The sequence below is a fragment of the Acidovorax sp. 35-64-16 genome (assembly GCF_002281195.1).
GTDB classification, from domain to species: Bacteria; Pseudomonadota; Gammaproteobacteria; order Burkholderiales; family Burkholderiaceae_C; genus Acidovorax; species Acidovorax defluvii.
Genome location: NZ_NCFM01000008.1, coordinates 1 through 17,334, shown reverse-complemented (window position 1 = coordinate 17,334; position 17,334 = coordinate 1). Strand labels below are relative to the sequence as shown.

Annotated in this window: 19 protein-coding genes; 7 read left to right on the top strand and 12 right to left on the bottom strand. The window is 65.8% G+C overall.

What is annotated here, in order from left to right; all coding sequences use genetic code 11:
- Window positions 1-22: 22 nt before the first annotated feature.
- The 3 genes from B7Y64_RS08080 (at window position 23) to B7Y64_RS08070 (ending at window position 3,168) form a co-directional block, all read left to right on the top strand.
- Entirely contained in the window at window positions 23-778 is a 756-nt protein-coding gene (locus tag B7Y64_RS08080; RefSeq protein WP_114657002.1) for a Crp/Fnr family transcriptional regulator, read from the top strand.
- Window positions 779-946: 168 nt separating this feature from the next.
- Window positions 947-2,377 carry a bifunctional UDP-N-acetylglucosamine diphosphorylase/glucosamine-1-phosphate N-acetyltransferase GlmU gene (gene glmU / locus B7Y64_RS08075; RefSeq protein ID WP_291324110.1) on the top strand — a complete coding sequence of 477 codons (1,431 nt, stop codon included), beginning with the start codon at window positions 947-949 and terminating at the stop codon, window positions 2,375-2,377.
- Complete coding sequence (locus tag B7Y64_RS08070; protein WP_291324109.1) at window positions 2,374-3,168, top strand: ATP-binding protein; 795 nt, start codon at window positions 2,374-2,376, stop codon at window positions 3,166-3,168. The genes glmU and B7Y64_RS08070 overlap by 4 nt, the downstream gene beginning before the upstream one ends.
- 125 nt (window positions 3,169-3,293) lie before the next feature.
- On the opposite strand, the gene B7Y64_RS08065 is transcribed toward B7Y64_RS08070, so the two are convergent.
- The 4 genes from B7Y64_RS08065 to B7Y64_RS08050 form a co-directional block, all read right to left on the bottom strand.
- Window positions 3,294-4,346, bottom strand: coding sequence for a sensor domain-containing diguanylate cyclase (locus tag B7Y64_RS08065; RefSeq protein ID WP_291324108.1), 1,053 nt, complete (start codon window positions 4,344-4,346; stop codon window positions 3,294-3,296).
- A 146-nt stretch (window positions 4,347-4,492) separates the two neighbouring features.
- Window positions 4,493-4,837, bottom strand: a complete 345-nt coding sequence (locus B7Y64_RS08060) for a chaperone modulator CbpM (RefSeq protein ID WP_111864697.1) — start codon at window positions 4,835-4,837, stop codon at window positions 4,493-4,495.
- A 2-nt stretch (window positions 4,838-4,839) separates the two neighbouring features.
- Complete coding sequence (locus tag B7Y64_RS08055; RefSeq protein WP_291324107.1) at window positions 4,840-5,844, bottom strand: DnaJ C-terminal domain-containing protein; 1,005 nt, start codon at window positions 5,842-5,844, stop codon at window positions 4,840-4,842.
- Between the two features lie 144 nt (window positions 5,845-5,988).
- Window positions 5,989-6,477 carry an Lrp/AsnC family transcriptional regulator gene (locus B7Y64_RS08050; RefSeq protein WP_291328641.1) on the bottom strand — a complete coding sequence of 163 codons (489 nt, stop codon included), beginning with the start codon at window positions 6,475-6,477 and terminating at the stop codon, window positions 5,989-5,991.
- A 132-nt stretch (window positions 6,478-6,609) separates the two neighbouring features.
- On the opposite strand from B7Y64_RS08050, the gene glmS reads away from it, so the two are divergent.
- Entirely contained in the window at window positions 6,610-8,523 is a 1,914-nt protein-coding gene (gene glmS / locus B7Y64_RS08045; RefSeq protein WP_024814079.1) for a glutamine--fructose-6-phosphate transaminase (isomerizing), read from the top strand.
- A 505-nt stretch (window positions 8,524-9,028) separates the two neighbouring features.
- Here the strand turns inward: glmS and B7Y64_RS08040 are convergent.
- Window positions 9,029-9,286, bottom strand: a complete 258-nt coding sequence (locus tag B7Y64_RS08040; protein ID WP_114656702.1) for a DUF2249 domain-containing protein — start codon at window positions 9,284-9,286, stop codon at window positions 9,029-9,031.
- A 99-nt stretch (window positions 9,287-9,385) separates the two neighbouring features.
- Window positions 9,386-9,889, bottom strand: coding sequence for an Rrf2 family transcriptional regulator (locus B7Y64_RS08035; protein WP_291326104.1), 504 nt, complete (start codon window positions 9,887-9,889; stop codon window positions 9,386-9,388).
- Between the two features lie 123 nt (window positions 9,890-10,012).
- On the opposite strand from B7Y64_RS08035, the gene B7Y64_RS08030 reads away from it, so the two are divergent.
- The 3 genes from B7Y64_RS08030 (at window position 10,013) to fdxA (ending at window position 10,950) form a co-directional block, all read left to right on the top strand.
- Window positions 10,013-10,249, top strand: coding sequence for a hypothetical protein (locus B7Y64_RS08030; protein ID WP_291326106.1), 237 nt, complete (start codon window positions 10,013-10,015; stop codon window positions 10,247-10,249).
- Between the two features lie 65 nt (window positions 10,250-10,314).
- Window positions 10,315-10,611 carry a DUF2249 domain-containing protein gene (locus B7Y64_RS08025; protein WP_114656699.1) on the top strand — a complete coding sequence of 99 codons (297 nt, stop codon included), beginning with the start codon at window positions 10,315-10,317 and terminating at the stop codon, window positions 10,609-10,611.
- 15 nt (window positions 10,612-10,626) lie between these two features.
- On the top strand, window positions 10,627-10,950 hold the full coding sequence (fdxA, locus tag B7Y64_RS08020) for a ferredoxin FdxA (RefSeq protein ID WP_291326108.1): 324 nt from the start codon (window positions 10,627-10,629) through the stop codon (window positions 10,948-10,950).
- A 119-nt stretch (window positions 10,951-11,069) separates the two neighbouring features.
- Here the strand turns inward: fdxA and sufT are convergent, their stop codons facing one another.
- From sufT to sufB, 6 genes are read right to left on the bottom strand one after another with little or no spacing between them, the layout of a single operon-like run.
- Window positions 11,070-11,618 (bottom strand): putative Fe-S cluster assembly protein SufT, encoded by a 549-nt coding sequence (gene sufT, locus B7Y64_RS08015; protein ID WP_114656697.1) that lies wholly within the window; start codon window positions 11,616-11,618, stop codon window positions 11,070-11,072.
- On the bottom strand, window positions 11,615-12,088 hold the full coding sequence (gene sufU / locus B7Y64_RS08010) for a Fe-S cluster assembly sulfur transfer protein SufU (RefSeq protein WP_291326110.1): 474 nt from the start codon (window positions 12,086-12,088) through the stop codon (window positions 11,615-11,617). Before sufU ends, sufT begins: the two co-directional genes overlap by 4 nt.
- Window positions 12,085-13,341 carry a SufS family cysteine desulfurase gene (locus B7Y64_RS08005; RefSeq protein ID WP_291326112.1) on the bottom strand — a complete coding sequence of 419 codons (1,257 nt, stop codon included), beginning with the start codon at window positions 13,339-13,341 and terminating at the stop codon, window positions 12,085-12,087. The genes sufU and B7Y64_RS08005 overlap by 4 nt, the downstream gene beginning before the upstream one ends.
- Window positions 13,334-14,647, bottom strand: coding sequence for a SufD family Fe-S cluster assembly protein (locus tag B7Y64_RS08000; RefSeq protein WP_291326114.1), 1,314 nt, complete (start codon window positions 14,645-14,647; stop codon window positions 13,334-13,336). The genes B7Y64_RS08005 and B7Y64_RS08000 overlap by 8 nt, the downstream gene beginning before the upstream one ends.
- A 2-nt stretch (window positions 14,648-14,649) precedes the next feature.
- Window positions 14,650-15,420 carry a Fe-S cluster assembly ATPase SufC gene (gene sufC, locus B7Y64_RS07995; RefSeq protein ID WP_291326116.1) on the bottom strand — a complete coding sequence of 257 codons (771 nt, stop codon included), beginning with the start codon at window positions 15,418-15,420 and terminating at the stop codon, window positions 14,650-14,652.
- A 34-nt stretch (window positions 15,421-15,454) separates the two neighbouring features.
- A complete protein-coding gene (sufB, locus tag B7Y64_RS07990) occupies window positions 15,455-16,909 on the bottom strand; it encodes a Fe-S cluster assembly protein SufB (RefSeq protein ID WP_024814098.1) in 1,455 nt (484 codons plus the stop codon).
- Window positions 16,910-17,334: the final 425 nt, after the last annotated feature.

Here is a 17,334-nt window from a genome sequence, read left to right as displayed (position 1 = left end):
CCCCACCTAGAATCGCCGCACCATGATTGCCACCTTGCCGCCCCACGCGTGCCCCCCCACATGCCGCGAATGCCGCTTGCGCAAGACCGGCGCATTTACGGCGGTGAAGCCCGAGGTGCTTAATTTCATTGAGGGCTTTCGTACCGACAGCCTGGCGGTGGCCGCGGGCGGCGCGCTGGTGCGTGAGAACCAGACCAACGCCAAGCTGTTCACGCTGTATTCGGGCTGGGCATTTCGCTACAAGACCATGAGCGACGGGCGCCGCCAGATCCTCAATTTCTTGCTGCCCGGCGACCTGGTGGGTCTGCAGCAAGAGTTTGGCGATGTGTCCGCACATGGCATCGAGGCACTCACCGATTGCTCTTTGTGCGTGTTCCAGAACGACAGCCTGTGGGCACTGTTTCGCGAACATCCGCGCCTGGGTTACGACATCACCTGGCTGTCGGCGCACGAAGAAGGCCATGTGGACGACAACCTGCTGACCGCCGGCCGCCGCAACGCCACCGAGCGCGTGGCGATGCTGATCATGCACCTGTACCGGCGGCTCGACCGCATCGGGCTGGTCGAGGACGGCACGGTGGCGTTTCCGCTCAACCAGCAGCACATCGCCGATGCACTGGGGTTGTCGCTGGTGCACACCAACCGCACGCTGCGCGGCTTGTCGAGGCTGGGCCTGCACGAGATCAAGAACGGGCGGCTGCGCCTGCTGAACACGCGGGCCCTGGCGCGCATCGCTGAGTATTACGACACCCCGCCGCGGCTGATGCCGTTGCTGTAGGCACCGCCTGCGTTGCTAAGAATATGGTCAAAATGGCCTCTAGCGCTTAATGGATAAGCGCTAGTAGCTATTGTATTTATAGCGTTTGGTGCATTGTAGTGTGCCGCACGATAATTCGTGCCATGCCCGCGCGGCGGGTGCCTGCTGTGCACACAACACTTCTTTTTCATGACCTCACTCGACATTCTCATCATGGCGGCCGGCAAGGGCACGCGCATGAAAAGCCGCATCCCCAAAGTGCTGCAGCGCCTGGCCGGGCGCCCGCTGCTGCACCATGTGCTGGACCAGGCCGCGCACCTGCAGGCGCGCAGCGCCATCGTCATCACCGGCCACGGCGCTACAGAAGTAGAAGCGGCTACCGTAGGTGCAGCAAGCGCTACAGGCACATTTGACTTGAAGTTCGTGCGCCAGGAGCCCCAGCTGGGCACCGGCCACGCCGTGCAGCAGGCCGTGCCCCACCTGCGCGATGACGGCACAGTGGTGGTGCTGTCGGGCGATGTGCCGCTGACCCAGGCCGATACGCTGCGCGCGCTGGTGGCTGCCAGCGCAGGCGGGCAGCTGGCGCTGCTCACAGTGACCCTGCCCGACCCCACGGGCTATGGCCGCATCGTGCGCAATGCCGAAGGCGCGGTGCAAGGTATCGTGGAGCACAAAGACGCCACCGACGCCCAGCGTGCCATCACCGAGGTCTACAGCGGCATCATGGCCGTGCCCGCGCGCCTGCTGCGTGGCTGGCTGGCACGGCTGACCAACCACAACGCCCAGGGCGAGTACTACCTTACCGACATTGTCGCCATGGCCGTCGCCGACGGCGTGCCCGTGGCGGCCCACCGCATCACCGATGCGCTGCAGGTGGCGGGCGTGAACAGCCCGCTGCAACTGGCCGAACTGGAACGCGCGCACCAGCTGCGCACCGCGCGGGCCTTGATGGAGCAAGGCGTGCGCCTGGCCGACCCCGCACGGTTTGACCTGCGCGACGATGCCCGCACCGGGGTGCGCGGCGCATTGGTCTGCGGGCAGGACGTGGAGCTGGATGTGAACTGCGTCTTTACCGGCCGTGTGGAGCTGGGCGAGGGCGTGAGCATCGGCGCGAACTGCTGCATTGCCAACGCGCGCATCGCTGCGGGCGCCGTCATCCACCCCTACACCCACATCGACGGCGAGAAGCTCGGTGCCACGGTGGGCGAGGGCGCATTGATTGGCCCCTTTGCCCGCCTGCGCCCCGGCGCGCAACTGGGCCGCGAGGTGCACATCGGCAACTTTGTGGAAGTGAAGAACAGCACCCTGGCCGACGGCGCCAAGGCCAACCACCTCGCCTACCTGGGTGACGCCACCGTGGGCGAGCGCGTGAATTACGGTGCTGGCAGCATCACTGCCAACTACGACGGCGCCAACAAGCACCGCACCATGATCGAGGCCGACGTGCACATCGGCAGCAACTGCGTGCTGGTGGCGCCTGTGACCATTGGCGCGGGGGCCACCGTGGGCGGCGGCTCCACCATCACCAAGGATGTGCCTGCGGGTGCGCTGGGCGTGGCGCGGGGAAAGCAGATCACCAAAGAAAACTGGCAGCGCCCCGCCAAGATGCCCAAGCCATGACGCAACCCGACGCCATCGTCGAACACCAGCTGCAGGAGCTGCGCGCCGAGCTGGCCCGCAGCCAGCAGCAGGTGGCCGACATGGCCGCTGCGCAAGAAGAGTTCTTGCGCGCGGTTTCGCACGACCTGCGCGCGCCGCTGCGGCATGTCACCTCGTACGGCACGCTGGTGCGCGAGGTGCTGGGCGACTTGCCGCCCGAGGTGGCGCAGGGTCCCGAGGTGCAGGAGGCGCTGGGTTTTCTGGCCACCATGGACCAGTCCGCCAAACGCATGGGCCTCATGATCGACGGCCTGCTGGCTCTGGTGCGCGCGGGCCGGGCGCCGCTGCGCTTGCAGCCCGTCTTGCTGGCAGATGCCATCGTTCAGGCGCGTGCCTCACTTGCCGCTGTCGAGGCCGGGCGGGCGGTGGAGTGGCGCATTGCGTTGGATCTGCCCACGCTGCAGGCCGACCCGGCCTTGCTGCAGGAGCTGCTGGTGCAGCTGTTGGGCAACGCCCTCAAGTTCACGCGCCAGGCAGCGCAGCCCTGCATTGCCGTGCAGGCTGTTGTCGCACCGGCTGGCCATGTGGCCTTTACCGTGCAGGACAACGGCGTGGGGTTTGACCCCGCACGCGCCGGCACATTGTTTGGTGTGTTCCAGCGCCTGCACCGCGAAAGCGAGTTTGAAGGCGTGGGCACAGGGCTGGCGCTGTGCCGCGCCATTGCGCAACGCCATGGCGGCGCCATCACTGCCACCGCCGTGCCGGGCGCTGGCTGCACGGTGCGGGTGGAGTGGCCAAGCGACGCCGCCTGATGGCTGCAGCTTTTTCGCCGCTTTTGCCCGCCGCCCTGCGCAGGCAGGCACCTGGTGGGCATTGACCCGCATTGGCGGCCCCACCCTGCGCCGGGCGCTGGCGCCGAATCAGCAAGACGAAGCGGCTACACCACCGGCGCCATGTCTGGCATGGAACTGGCCGATACACGGTTGCGCCCCGCAGCCTTGGCCTGGTAAAGCTCGGCATCGGCGGCGTTGGTCCATGCGCGCAGGCTGCTGTGGCGGTGGTCGGCCGTTGCCACGCCCATGCTGGTGGTGAACTGCAGGCCGGGCATGTCGTGCAACTGCAGGGCTTGCACCTGTTCGCGGATGCGATGGGCCACCGCCGTGGCGCCGTCCAGGTGCATGCCGCGCAGCACGATGGCGAACTCATCGCCGCCGTAGCGGCCCGCGCAGTCGGTGGCGCGCACATTGCTGAGCACGATGCGCGCCAGCGCGCGCAGCACCTCGTCGCCCACGGTGTGGCCATGCTGGTCGTTGATCTGCTTGAAATGGTCGATGTCCAGCATCACCAGGCAGGCCGGTTCATCGGTGGCGTGGTGGCGGCGCAGCGTGGCTTCGGCCTGCTCTTGCCAGTGGCCGCGGTCATACAGGCCCGTGAGGGCGTCGATGCGCCGCAATTCGTCGAGCAGCTGGTTTTGGCGTGACACCCTGCGGATCAGGCGGTAGCTCACCAAGCTGACCGACAGGGTGTGCAGCACCATCACGGGCAGGCACGCCAGAATCACCGGCATGGATGTTTCTGGCGCCCACTGAAAGCCGTTGAACGCCGCACCGGCCACTGCAGCCCCCGCCATGCCCGGCAGCGAGCGGGCCCACAGGCCCCGGATGCCGGTGGTGATCTTGTCCACCATGGTCAGAGTGACCAGCAATACGCTGGGCAGCAAGTTGAAGTGCATCAGGGTCACCAGGACCACTGCCAGCGCCGAATCCACCAGCAGGTTGCGTATTTCGGCGCGGTAGGGGTCAGCGCTGCGGCGGCTCAGCAGGTGGGCCACATGGGGCCACACGAAAGAGATCGCAGCCATGCACAGCCATGCCGCCAGGCCAGCATTGCGCTCCCACAGCACCACGCCCACCACCAGGCCCGCAAGCCCCATGCCCAGCGCGCGCAAGGGATAGACGCGGCGGGGGAGTTGGCGCTTGGGATTGGGCATCGTCAATGGGTGAGTCGGGCGCCACTGGGGCATGGTGTGCCGGGAGCCCGGCAGACAGGGAGTTGTTACGAAATCCTACAGGTTGCCTCCCGCCAGCGCCAGCGAAAAATGGCACGGTGATGTCACGACACGGGTCACCACGCAGGTCACCTGGGTTGTGGTCCAGGGCCCGTGGCGGCCTCCAGGTGCTGCAGGCGTTGGCGCAGATGTGCCACTTCCTCCATCAGGTCGGCCGTGAGGGCTGCAAGATGGGGATCGGCGTCGAAGGTGGTTTCCAGCTGGGCCAGCCGGCGTGCGCGCACCACAGTGGCGCTGACAAAGCGCCAGTGGCCGTCTGGGCTGTCGGCCTGCAGCAGGCCGGCCTCCAGCCGTTCGCTCACCCAGTCCGGCGCCATGTGGCAGGTGCGGGCCAGGTCTTCCAGGGAGAGCAGGGCCGAGTCGTCCAGCAGCTCGCCCGGCTGCACGGTGGGGGTGTTGTGGGCAGATGTCATGGTCAGGCTCCCGGGGTGGCGCGGGGGTTGAAGCGGGGGAAGGCATGGGCCAGCGCGGTGTAGGCAGCGCGTTCGGCATCGGTGTGGGCCGGGGGCAGGGCAACCGTCAGTTCCAGATACAGATCCCCGGGCGTGGCGGCCGGAATGCCCCGGCCCTTCAGGCGCAGCTTGCGTGCGGTTTTCCAGTGCGCAGGCACGGTCACCTCCAAGGCGCCTGCCGGGGTCTGCACCTCGACGACGGCGCCCAGTTCGGCCTCCCACGGGGCCACGGCCACGGGTTGGTACACATCGCGGTCGATGGCGCGCCAGCGGGCGTCGGGCTTGAATTGCACCTCCAGAAACAAGTCGCCCGCAGGGGCGCCGCCCGTGCCCGGGCTGCCCTGGCCCGACAGGCGGATGAGCTGGCCTTCGCGCACGCCCTTGGGGATCTTGACCTGCAGGCTGCGTTGTTCGTGCACCATATGCCCCGCATCGTCCAGCCGGGCACCGCGCAGTGCCAGGGTGCGCTCGGCGCCCTGGTAGGCGTCCAGCAGATCAAGCTCTATCTTGGCGTGGTGGTCGATGCCGCGCGTGGGCGGCGGTGTGCCACCCCACTCGGCATCCGGTGGCGCCTGGCGGTGCTGGCCCGTAGCGCGGTGCGCGCGCTGCGCGCGCGCCTGGCGGCCAAACAGTTGCTCAAAAAAGTCGCTGAATTCGCCGTCGGTTCCACCGGCTGCGCCGGCCCCGTCGGAGAACTCGAAGCCCGCGTCCCAGTTGGGCGGGGGGCGAAAGTCCTGCCCCGGGCGGTGTGGTGCCTGGCGGCCCAGGGCGTCGTAAGCCTCGCGCTTTTCGGGGTCGGAGAGCACGGCGTTGGCCTCGTTGATCTCGGCCATGCGCGCCATGGCATCGGCTTCCTTGCTCACGTCGGGGTGGTATTTGCGCGCCAGCTTGCGGTAGGCCTTCTTGATGTCATCGGCGGTGGCCGTTTTGCTGACACCCAGCACCTGGTAGTAGTCCTTGAATTCCATGTGGCGTTTCCTTCGCGGTGGGGCAGCGCGGGGCAGCTGTTGGGGCTGACTGTATGCCGCAGCCTGCCGCCACGGCAACCCGGCCCGTACGGAGCGCGGATGGATGGATTAAAACGCTATGAAAAACATAGCTATTGCAGCTTGCTACGCAAGGGCTAGTGGCATTTTTGTTTCAAATTTTGCCCGACGGGTGGCAAAAAAGGCTTTCACGTTGCGCACATTGGCGTCGTCGGTAAACAGGCGCTGCGACAGTGCCAGATAGCCTGGCATGTCGCGGGTGTGCACCACCAGCATGAAATCCGGCCCCGGCGACACGCGCCAGCACTGCTGCACGCAGTCTTCGGCCACGGCACGGGCCTCAAAGCCGTCCAGCCATTCGGTGCCCTGGCGGTCCAGCGTCACTTCCACAATGGCCGACAGCCCGTGGCCTTGCAGCGCGGCCAGCCGGTCGGGCTGCAGCAGGGCCACCTGGCGCTCGATCAGGCCTTCGGTGTGCAGGCGCTTGATGCGCCGCAGGCAGGTGGGCGCAGACACATGCACCTGTTGCGCCAGCGCCTGGTTGCTTTGCGCGGCATCGCGCTGCAGCAGGTCGAGCAGCTGCAGGTCGATGGCATCGAGTGTTGATAATTCCATAAATTGAGAGTTTATGAAATTTTCAGTTGTATTTATGATGTGGTGAAATTTTCGATCAAATAGTGTTTTTATTTGATTGAAAATTAAATCTTACAAGCCCTACCATCGCAGCACATTTTCAGGAGCTTTCCTATGTGCGGCATCGTCGGCGCAGTTTCATCGCGCAACATCGTTCCCATTCTTGTTCAAGGCCTGCAGCGGCTGGAGTACCGAGGCTACGACTCTTGCGGCGTGGCGGTGCATGCGGCCAGCCTGAATGCATCGTCGTCTGCGGGGCTGCGGCGCGCGCGCAGCACGGCCCGCGTGGCCGAGCTGCTGGAGCAAGTGCAGACCGACCACCTTGAAGGCGCCACCGGCATCGCGCACACCCGCTGGGCCACGCACGGCGCGCCGACCGTGTCCAACGCGCACCCCCATTTCAGCCATGGCACCGGCGCAGATGCATCTGCCAGCACGCCCGGGCGCGTGGCGGTGGTGCACAACGGCATCATCGAAAACCACGAAGAGCTGCGCGCCGCGCTGCAGGCGCGCGGCTATGTGTTTGCCAGCCAGACCGACACCGAAGTCATTGCGCACCTGGTGGACAGTCACTACAACGGCGATCTTTTCGACGCGGTGCGTGCCACTGTGGCCGAACTGCGTGGCGCCTACGCCATCGCCGTGATGCACAAGGACGAACCCCAACGCGTGGTGGGTGCGCGGGCGGGTTCGCCACTGATACTGGGCGTGGGAAAGGATGGCTCCGAGCACTTTCTGGCCAGCGACGCCATGGCCTTGGCGGGCGTCACTGACCAGGTTGTTTACCTCGAAGAAGGCGACCTGGTAGACCTGCAAAGAGGCCGTTACTGGATTGTTGGCAAGGGGCGCGAAAGCCTCACCCCTGCGCAACGTCCCGTGCGCACCGTGCAGGCCCACAGCGGTGCGGCAGAGCTGGGCCCCTATCGCCACTACATGCAAAAAGAAATCTTCGAGCAGCCACGCGCCATTGCCGACACGCTCGCAGGCGTCGAAGGCATCGTGCCCGAACTGTTTGACGGTGCCGGCCTGCACGGCGAGCCCGGCGCAGCGGCATGGCGCGTTTTCAAAGAGATCGACAGCGTGCTCATCCTGGCCTGCGGCACCAGTTACTACAGCGGCTGCGCGGCCAAATACTGGCTCGAGGAAATCGCCGGCATCCCCACCCAGGTGGAAGTGGCCAGTGAATACCGCTACCGCACCAGCGTGCCCAACCCGCGCAGCTTGGTGGTCACCATCAGCCAATCGGGCGAGACCGCCGACACCCTGGCTGCGTTGCGCCATGCCCAGTCTTTGGGCATGCAGCACACCTTGACCATCTGCAATGTGGCCACCAGTGCCATGGTGCGCGAATGCAAGCTGGCCTATGTCACGCGCGCGGGCGTCGAGATCGGCGTGGCCAGCACCAAGGCCTTCACCACCCAGCTCGCCGGCCTGTTTTTGCTGACGCTGGCGCTGGCACAGTCGCGGGGGCGTCTCACGGCAGAGCAGGAAGCCGCTCACATCAAAGCCATGCGCCACCTGCCTGTGGCGCTGCAAGCCGTGCTGGCGCTGGAGCCGCAGGTCATCAGCTGGGCACAAGACTTTGCCCGCATGGAAAACGCACTGTTTCTGGGCCGGGGCTTGCACTACCCCATTGCGCTCGAAGGCGCGCTCAAGCTCAAGGAAATCAGCTACATCCACGCGGAAGCCTACCCGGCTGGTGAACTCAAACACGGCCCCCTGGCCCTGGTGACCAGCAGCATGCCCGTGGTGACCGTAGCGCCCAACGACGCCTTGCTTGAAAAACTCAAGAGCAACATGCAGGAAGTGCGCGCGCGCGGCGGCGTGCTGTATGTGCTGGCCGACGCCGACACCCGCATCGAAAGCAGCGAAGGCATTCACGTCATCCGCATGCCTGAAAACTATGGTCAGCTCAGCCCACTGCTGCACGTGGTGCCGCTGCAGCTGCTGGCTTATCACACAGCCTGCGCTCGTGGCACCGATGTGGACAAGCCGCGCAACCTGGCCAAGAGCGTCACGGTCGAATGACCGGCGCGCGCCTGGGGCGTTGTTTGTGTGCTGGCTGATGAATGTGGCCCGCACTCCAGGGCCGACGGCGTGAACTGAGGATGGGAGGGCTCGGGTCCGTGGCTCGACCCTGTCCCAAAGACTGCTTTTGTACGAGGCCGAGGACTCCTCAGGGTCGATCTCGGTCGCTGCTGGTCGCGCCCGCTGGTCATGGTCAAGTTCTCAGAGCTGTCATCCAGCCAGCTGCAATGGCGCCGGTCCAGTGCCCATTCATAGAAGCAGTGGTGACGGTGCCTGCGGCCAAGCGCCGGCCGAGGGGCCGCAGAATGACGTGTCCAATAGGCACTGCCGACCCAACAAGGTCTGTCGTTGGGACAGGCTGAATGCGCCTCAGCGCGTGGCAATAATGGCGTCCAACCGAGTGGCTATCAAGTGTCGGTTGCGCGCTCACAAACCACCAGCCCGAGCTCGCGATGGCTCTACACGGTGCCGCACGCCCCATGAAGCGCCACATCGTTAGGGCTGGTCAATGCACGCTGAAGTCGATCACGATCACGCCTGGTTCGCGCTGTCGGTATTCCACGCCGACACGGTCGCCGTAGCGCTGCGCAAGCTGCGACAACAGCGGTAAGGGGTCGTGGTCGTTGACAAATCGCATGGTCTCGCCCGGCTGGAGGCTGTCCAGGGCGCCGAATATGGCGGCGTGCCGGAATCGTTTAGCCACGCCGCGGGCGTCGAACGGGTAGATAGCGTCGGGTGACAGGTGTGCGTGAGGTTGTGACATGACGGTTCCTTGGATCAAAGTTGAAGGGGCCCAACGCAAGGCGTCAGGTTGTGGGGAATTGGTGGTCCGCTGGCGCGGCAGGTCGTGTTTGCAATGCGCTCACGCGCTGGGCGTGACCTTGGTCGTGGGTTTTCGAAGGCTTTTGGGCGCCGTCACCAGAGAAACCCCGGGCGACGTGGCACGCCCCGTTGTCGGCACCAACACGGGCCCTACGATGTCGGCCAGAGTCATCCCGTCGAGTTCCCTGAAGTAGGAGCCTAAGGCGGCGTTGAACAAGCCCTTTAAACGGCAGGTCGGAGACAGCGTGCACTGGTTGGAAACGGGGTCGAAGCATTCGACCAGGCGGAAATCGGTCTCCGAGGCACGCACCACGTCGCCGATGCGCAGTTGGCTCGGGTCCTTCTGCAGGCGCAGTCCGCCGCCGCGGCCACGGATGGTTTCCAGCACACCCTGGCGGCCCAGGTCTGTGACGATCTTCATCAGGTGGTTCCTGGATACCCCATGGTGTTCGGCCAGCTCGCTGATTGTCACCAGCTGATGCGGGCGGGCAGCGCAATACATCAGCACGCGCAGGGTGTAGTCGGTGTACTCGGCAAGTCGCATGGATACCCCTAAAGAGGTAATCAGTATATTTCTTTAAAAGATGGTTTGGATATAAGATTCATGTCAAGTACTTCTTATAAGCACTTTGCGGTGACCTATTAGTCCTGCATCGCCCACCACACCATGTCCGTCCTGTCCTTGCACGTCTCGCCACCTGAACGCACCACAGCGGCGCAGCCTCTGGGCAGGTCGCTGCTGAGTTTGGCATTCAGGCCCTTTGACCTGGTGGCTGTGATGTTTGCCCTGCTCGCGACTCCCTTTTGGGCGGCGGCAACGGTTGGGTCGGTCGCGTTTGCGATCGACCTCATTATCTACACCCCCCGGTTGCACAAGCCGCTTTTCATTGGCAAGGACGTCTGAATCCTTTCTTTCCTCCCGTTCCGATTTTTCAACCCATTCCTCTTCTCCCAACTCAGGACACGTTCATGAACACCACTACCAATCCCGCCCCCACCGTGGACCTGCGCACCATCGCTCCGCATGAACGTCACTCGCTGGTGTTCACCACCTTCATGGCGCTACCGCCCGGCGCGGCCATGGAACTCATCAACGACCACAACCCGCTGCCGCTGCGCGGGCAGTTCGACAGCGGCCTCTATGGCGCGTTCAACTGGGCCGCGCTGGAAAACGGCCCCGAGCAATGGCGTGTCGAGATCACCAAACCCGCCAGCAGCAAGCCCGTGCACGGAGTGGACTCCTGCTGCGGATCCTGCGGCGGCTGACCGGGAGCCATTGCCATGACCTTCGTGGTCACTGAAGCCTGCATCAGCTGCAAATACACGGACTGCGTCGACGTCTGCCCGGTCGACGCGTTTCGCGAAGGACCGAACTTTCTGGTGATTGACCCCAACGAATGCATCGACTGCGCGGTCTGTGTCCCGGAATGTCCGGTCGCGGCGATCTACGCCGAAGAAGACGTGCCCAGCGACCAGCGCGACTTCACGCTGCTCAACGCCGAACTGGCCCGGCAGTGGAAGCCGATCACCCGGACCAAGCCCGCGCTGCCAGATGCCGACGCGTGGAGCAAGGTTCATGACAAGCTCGGAGAGCTCAAACGGTAGCGCTAGAAACCTTCACCCCGGCGCACGCGGCCCATGCGGCCGGTGCCATGGGTAAAGGCGAAAAATGAGGAACGGACGGAAATAGCGATGCCGCGAGCGTTCCTCACCGCTTCACCGTCTCACAGGCCCAGCGACAGCATCGCGGCCTCGGACATCCTAGAGCGGTCCCAGGGAGGATCGAACACGAAATCCAGATCCACCTGCGCCACACGGGGCAAGGCCAGCAGTTTCTCGTGGATCTCTTCCACCAGCAGGTCCCCCATGCCGCAGCCGGGCGCCGTCAGGGTCATCTCGATCGACACCCTGAAATCGTCGCTGTCGTCCATCGGCAGCACGTCACAGGCATAGATCAGGCCGAGCTCAACGATGTCCACCGGAATCTCCGGGTCGTAGCAGGTCTTGAGCGTCTGCCAGACCTGCGCCCGCACACCTTCGGGCCCCTCCGCTTGCACCACCACCGGAGCCACCGGCACCGGCTTGCCGATGGCGTCGGCATCCGCACCGGCCAGGCGCATCAGCTGGCCATCGACCAGCAAGGTGAACGACGCGCCGAGCGCCTGGGTGATCTGCACCAGCGTGCCTGCCGGCAGTTCGGCTGGAGTTCCATCGGGCACGCAGGCTACCTCGACATTGCGCCTGACGATCACCCGTTCGCGTCGTGCACTCATGGCGTCGCCTCCGACGCGTTGCTGGCGCTCTCGGCCTCAGCGGCCAAGGCGTGCATCAGCGCGTGCCAGCCCAGCAGCGCGCACTTGATGCGGCCTGGGTAACGGCTCACACCGGCCAGGCTGATCAGCTTGCCCAGGTGCGCTTCTTCGGCCTCCATCTGGCCAGTGAGCACGGCGCGGAACCGGCCCTGCAGCGCCTGCGCCAGCGCCACCTCTTGCCCGAGCACCGCTTCGCTCATCATGGACGCGGACGCGATGCAGATCGCGCAGCCCTGGCCGTGAAAGCGGATGTCGCTCACCCGCCCATCGTCGACCACCAGGGCCACCCGCAGGTCGTCACCACATTGCGGGTTCTGGCCGCGCGCTTGATGTGTTGGTGCGGCCAGCGTTCCGAAGTGGCGCGGCGCGCGCTTGTGATCCATCACCACGTCTTGGTAGAGGTCGATTTCGGCGGCTGTTTCTGTAATCATTGCAGCACCTTTATGGCATGCGCAACGCCGGCGAGCAGGCGCTCCACCTCGGCGTGCGTGTTGTAGAGCGCAAACGAAGCGCGCGTGGTAGGCCCCAGGCCCAGGTGTTCGAGTAGCGGCTGGGCACAGTGGTGACCGGTGCGCACCGCGATGCCGAGTTGGTCCAGCACGGTGCCGATGTCGTGCGGGTGCACGCCATCGGCGACAAACGAGACGATGGCCGATGCGCGGCTGTGGGCCGACAGCACCGTGATGCCGGGCAGCGCGGCCAGCCCCGCAGCAGCGTGTTCGCGCAGCGCGCTCAGGTGGACGTCGATGCGATCGCGCCCGATCTGTTCGATGAAGCCCGCCGCAGCCGCCATGCCGATCGCACCCGCGACGTTGGGCGTACCGCCTTCCAGCCGCGCCGGCAGTTCGGCAAAGCTGGCCTCGGTGGAGCTCACCCAGGCCACCATATCGCCGCCGTAGCGCAAGGGCTCCAGCCGTTCCAGCGCGGCACGCCGGCCCACCAGCACGCCGCTGCCCATGGGCCCGTACATCTTGTGGCCCGAAAAGGCCATGAAATCGCAGGCCAGCGCCGACAGGTCGGGCACCCCGTGGGCCACGGCCTGGGCTGCGTCGAGCACGGTCAGCGCGCCCGCGTCGGCGGCGAGCTGGAACAGGGCCTCGTAGGGCGGGCGCTCGCCGGTGGCGTTGGCGCAGGCGGTGAGCGCCAGCACGCGGGTGCGGGGGGTGAGCAGGCGGCGCAGGTCAGCCGCATGCAGCCGCCCCTGGGCATCGGGCAACAACACGCGCAACACCGCACCGGTGCGCCGCGCCGCCTGTTGCCAGGGCACGAGGTTGGCGTGGTGTTCCAGGCCGCTGACCACGATCTCGTCGCCGGCCTGCAGCCAGGCGGACCGATGGCCGGCGGTGGAGAGGCCATGGGCCACCATGTTCAGCGCGTCGGTGGTGCCCGAGGTGAACACCAGCTCGTGATCGGGTCCGGCGCCGACAAAGCGCTTGAGATCGCTGCGGGCGCGCTCGAAGGCGTCGGTGGCGCGCTGGCTCAGCGTGTGCACACCGCGATGGATGTTGGCCCGGTCGTGCTGCTCGAAGGCGTGCATCGCCTCCTGCACCGCCAGGGCCATCTGGGTGGTGGCCGCGTTGTCGAGGTAAGCCAGCTCGGCACCGTGGATGCGCTGCGCGAGCATCGGAAACTGCGAGCGCACGGTATCGAGCGCCAGGCGGTCGGTCCAAAGGGCGTCACCCATGGGCAGCCTCCTGCTGAGTGGTAGGGGCGGTGGGGTCATCGCTCAGGTGTTGGGCCACCGCTTGGTGCAGCAGGCCCGCGAGGTCGAGCGACTCGATGAACTGGGGATTACCAAAGGCCCGCGCGAGCAAGGCGCTGGCCATGCCTTCGATGATCAGGCCGCGCGCGCTGCGTTCGTCCAGGCCGCGCTGGCGGGCGTAGAACAGCGCGTCTTCGGGCAAGGCGCCCCAGGTGGCGCCGTGGGCCGCCTGCACCTGGTCGTGGTGGATCTCCAGGTGCGGCCGCAACACCAGCCGGGGCTGGCCGCCGGTGGGAACGCCCGTGAGCCGCTGCCGCACCTCCGCGTCGGCCGCGCCCGGTGCGATGCGGGTGTAGGCGTTGACCACCGCACGCGCCTTGCCGCTGGCCAGCGCCAGCGCCTCGACGTGGCTGCGGGTGCGCTCGCCGGTGTGCAGCATACGCACCTGTTGTTCAAGGTCGGCACCGGCCGCCAGCAGCAAGCCCACGCTGCGGGCCTCTGCGCGGACACCCGCCAACTCGACTACCTGGCGTTGCAGGTGGTAACGGCTGCCGGTGGCGATCAGGCCTTGTTCGTAGCGCGCGTCCGGCCCGAGCTGCAGGTGCAGGTGGTGGGCGACCCGGTCGGCCGCGCCGGGCTGTACGCTGCGCAGGTGCTGCAGGGTGGCGCTCGCGCCGAGCCGGATGTGGGTGTGCAAGTTCTGCACCACCGGCTGCTCACAGGCCACCCCTTCACGGTGATGGCGGTGGTGGGTTTCCACCAGCACGCAGTGCACGCCGTCCTGCACATCGATCACCAGCGTCGGTGCTTCGACCGCGCTGCGCGGCTGGTGCCGCAGCTGTATCCACACCGTCTCTGCGACCCTCTGACCGCTGTCGTGTTCACCGCCAACGCGCAGCCGCAGGCCGTGACGGCACAGCGCGTGGTGCACCCAGGCAAACGGCGCGGCATCTTGCTGGGTGGTATCACCAGTTTCGGCCACACCTTCGGCATGAAAGGGCAACGGCAGGCCGGCGAACAGCTCCTTGCGCTGCGCCGGGTCGGTGGCATCGAACCAGCGGGCGTCCACACGGCCTTGCGGCGTCTGACCGAGGGGGTGCAGCGTCCAGCCTGCGCCGCTCAGCGGGTGGTCGTCACAGCCGGTCGACGCGGCTTCGGGCGCTTCGCCCAGCCAGACAGCGGCCGGCGGTGGCGGCAGATGGCGAAACGCCTCGGCGTCTCGCGGGATCCAGCCCGCATCTTGCAGCCGGTGGCGGGCGGCCAGGATGTCGGCGCGTGCGTGGTCCATGCTCAGGCCTCCAGCGCGTCGGCCGCGCGCACAAAGCCGGTCCGCGAAATCTGCCGGGCGAGCGCCAGGTCACCGGTCTCGGCGATGCAGCCCTGGTCGAGCCGCATCACCGCGTCGGGCTCCAGCGACTCGATCAGCTGCAGGTAGTGCGAGACCACCACAAAAGCGGTGCCCTGGGCGCGCAGCGATTGCACCAGATCTACCACCGCGCGGGTTCCGTCCACGTCCATGCCCGAATCGATTTCATCGAGCATGGCCAGGCGTGGTCGCAGCAGGGCCAGCTGCAACAGCTCGTTGCGCTTGCGCTCCCCGCCAGAAAAACCGTCGTTGACGGGACGCGCCAGCATCGCCTCGGGCAGCCCAAGCCGGGTGGCTGCGGCCCGCGCGTCGCCGAGGAAATCAAAGGCATCGAGCGGTGCTTCGCCGCGCGCTTCGCGCACGGCGTTGAGGGCCGTCCGGATGAACAGGTTGTTCTTCACACCGGGGATCTCGGGCGGCGCCTGGAACGAGACAAACAGCCCGGCGCGCGCGCGCGCCTCAGGGCTCATGGCCAGCAGGTCCTGCCCGCCAAAGCGGACCTGGCCACTGACAACGCTGTAGCGCGGATGGCCGGCGAGCGTCAGGCCCAGGGTGCTCTTGCCGCTGCCGTTGGCGCCCATGAGCACCACCAGCGCACCGGCCGGGACATCAAGCGAGATTGACTTCAACACGTGGCGACCGCCAACGTCAACGCGCAGATCGCGCACCTGCAACAGGGGTTCGGCATGGGTCATGGAGGCTCTTTTCTGTGGAATCGGGTGGGTGAGCTCAGCCGACAGCGCCTTCGAGCGAGACAGCTAGCAGCGCCTTCGCTTCGAGCGCGAACTCCATCGGCAGCTCGTCGAGCACCGACTGGCAAAAACCGCCAACGATGAGGGCGGTGGCGTCCTGCGGGTGGATGCCGCGCTGCTGGCAATAGAACAGGCGTTCTTCGGAAATACGGGTGGTGGTGGCTTCGTGTTCCACCAGGGCGTCGTCGCGCGCGGCATCGATGTACGGGAAGGTGTGGGCACCGCAGTCGGGGCCGATGAGCAGCGAGTCGCACTGCGTGTGATTGTGGGCACCGGCCGCGGTCGGGGCCACGCGCACCAGGCCGCGGTAGCTGTTCTGGGCGTGTCCGGCGCTGATGCCTTTGGAAACGATGCGGCTCTTGGTGTTGCGGCCCAGATGGATCATCTTGGTGCCGGTGTCGGCCTGCTGGAAGTGGTTGCTGACCGCGATTGAATGGAACTCGCCGCGCGAATCGTCGCCGCGCAAAACTACGCTCGGGTACTTCCAGGTGATGGCCGATCCGGTCTCAATTTGCGTCCAGGCGATGTGCGAGCGCTGGCCCGCACACAGGCCTCGCTTGGTGACGAAGTTGTAGATGCCACCCCGGCCTCGTTCGTCGCCGGGGTACCAGTTCTGCACCGTCGAGTACTTGATGTGGGCGTCGTCGTGGGCGATCAGCTCGACCACCGCCGCGTGCAACTGGTGTTCGTCGCGCTGCGGCGCCGTGCAGCCTTCTAGGTAGCTCACGTGGCTGCCTTCCTCGGCAATGATCAGCGTGCGCTCGAACTGGCCGGTGTTGGCTGCGTTGATGCGGAAGTAGGACGATAGCTCCATCGGACAACGAACACCTTTTGGGATGTAGACAAAGGAGCCGTCGGAGAACACCGCCGAATTCAACGCCGCGTAGAAGTTGTCGCCCGGCGTCACCACCGTGCCGAGGTAACGCTCGATCAGGGCCGGGTGGTGCTGCACGGCATGCGAGAACGAGCAGAAGATTACGCCGACTTCGGCCAGCTGCTCACGGAAGGTAGTGCCGACGGATACCGAATCGAATACAGCATCGACTGCCACCCCGGCCAGGCGCGCCCGCTCGTGCAGCGGCACGCCAAGCTTCTCGTAAGTCTCCAGCAACTTGGGGTCCACCTCAGCCAGGCTCTTGGGTCCGTCTTTCTGCGACCTGGGTGCCGAGTAGTAGCTCAGGGCCTGGAAGTCCACCGGCTCGATGCGAAGTTGGCCCCAGTGCGGATGCGCCATGGACTGCCAGCGCTCAAAGGCGGCCAAGCGCCACTGCAACAGGAAATCAGGCTCGCGCTTGCGGCGCGAGATGGCGCGCACGGTGTCGGCGTCCAGCCCCGGTGGCAGCGAGTCGCTCTCCACGTCGGTGACGAACCCGTGCCGGTAGGACTGCTGCAACGCCTGGGTCAGCGGCGGTGCTTGTTCAACGGTGGTCATGGCGGGGCTCCTGCGGGGATAGGGTGCAGATTCGATGCGCTGCTGAAGAAGCTTCGGCTCGCTCAAACTGAACCCTCTTTTAAAGAAGTAAAGTATATGAATCTTTAAGAATTCTCACAATCTTGAAAAGCGTTGCCCGCCTGCCTGCAAGGGGCATTGGGAATCAGCCAGCCCTCGGAGGGAGAGCGAGTGGGCCAGCTTCCTGCCAAGAATCCAGATAGGCAGAAGCACAAATGGAGCCCTACAGGCCAGCCTCTCAAACAGTACAAATTTCTGATCCAACACTGCAGGTGTGGATCAAGGAAAGGTGGATTTGAAAGCCCCACTAGCAGGCTGCTGAAATACCCTCCACCTTCACTCCTCGGTTGACGCCTTGCCACGACAATCAAGGCACCCCTACCGACCAGACAGACGAGCCATCCATG

What these genes read in the sequence shown, in the direction of transcription:
- B7Y64_RS08080 (WP_114657002.1), top strand. Translation starts at nt 23, where the DNA reads ATGATTGCCACCTTGCCGCCCCACGCGTGCCCCCCCACATGCCGCGAA.
- glmU (WP_291324110.1), top strand. Translation starts at nt 947, where the DNA reads ATGACCTCACTCGACATTCTCATCATGGCGGCCGGCAAGGGCACGCGC.
- B7Y64_RS08070 (WP_291324109.1), top strand. Translation starts at nt 2,374, where the DNA reads ATGACGCAACCCGACGCCATCGTCGAACACCAGCTGCAGGAGCTGCGC.
- B7Y64_RS08065 (WP_291324108.1), bottom strand. Translation starts at nt 4,346, where the DNA reads ATGCCCAATCCCAAGCGCCAACTCCCCCGCCGCGTCTATCCCTTGCGC.
- B7Y64_RS08060 (WP_111864697.1), bottom strand. Translation starts at nt 4,837, where the DNA reads ATGACATCTGCCCACAACACCCCCACCGTGCAGCCGGGCGAGCTGCTG.
- B7Y64_RS08055 (WP_291324107.1), bottom strand. Translation starts at nt 5,844, where the DNA reads ATGGAATTCAAGGACTACTACCAGGTGCTGGGTGTCAGCAAAACGGCC.
- B7Y64_RS08050 (WP_291328641.1), bottom strand. Translation starts at nt 6,477, where the DNA reads ATGGAATTATCAACACTCGATGCCATCGACCTGCAGCTGCTCGACCTG.
- glmS (WP_024814079.1), top strand. Translation starts at nt 6,610, where the DNA reads ATGTGCGGCATCGTCGGCGCAGTTTCATCGCGCAACATCGTTCCCATT.
- B7Y64_RS08040 (WP_114656702.1), bottom strand. Translation starts at nt 9,286, where the DNA reads ATGTCACAACCTCACGCACACCTGTCACCCGACGCTATCTACCCGTTC.
- B7Y64_RS08035 (WP_291326104.1), bottom strand. Translation starts at nt 9,889, where the DNA reads ATGCGACTTGCCGAGTACACCGACTACACCCTGCGCGTGCTGATGTAT.
- B7Y64_RS08030 (WP_291326106.1), top strand. Translation starts at nt 10,013, where the DNA reads ATGTCCGTCCTGTCCTTGCACGTCTCGCCACCTGAACGCACCACAGCG.
- B7Y64_RS08025 (WP_114656699.1), top strand. Translation starts at nt 10,315, where the DNA reads ATGAACACCACTACCAATCCCGCCCCCACCGTGGACCTGCGCACCATC.
- fdxA (WP_291326108.1), top strand. Translation starts at nt 10,627, where the DNA reads ATGACCTTCGTGGTCACTGAAGCCTGCATCAGCTGCAAATACACGGAC.
- sufT (WP_114656697.1), bottom strand. Translation starts at nt 11,618, where the DNA reads ATGAGTGCACGACGCGAACGGGTGATCGTCAGGCGCAATGTCGAGGTA.
- sufU (WP_291326110.1), bottom strand. Translation starts at nt 12,088, where the DNA reads ATGATTACAGAAACAGCCGCCGAAATCGACCTCTACCAAGACGTGGTG.
- B7Y64_RS08005 (WP_291326112.1), bottom strand. Translation starts at nt 13,341, where the DNA reads ATGGGTGACGCCCTTTGGACCGACCGCCTGGCGCTCGATACCGTGCGC.
- B7Y64_RS08000 (WP_291326114.1), bottom strand. Translation starts at nt 14,647, where the DNA reads ATGGACCACGCACGCGCCGACATCCTGGCCGCCCGCCACCGGCTGCAA.
- sufC (WP_291326116.1), bottom strand. Translation starts at nt 15,420, where the DNA reads ATGACCCATGCCGAACCCCTGTTGCAGGTGCGCGATCTGCGCGTTGAC.
- sufB (WP_024814098.1), bottom strand. Translation starts at nt 16,909, where the DNA reads ATGACCACCGTTGAACAAGCACCGCCGCTGACCCAGGCGTTGCAGCAG.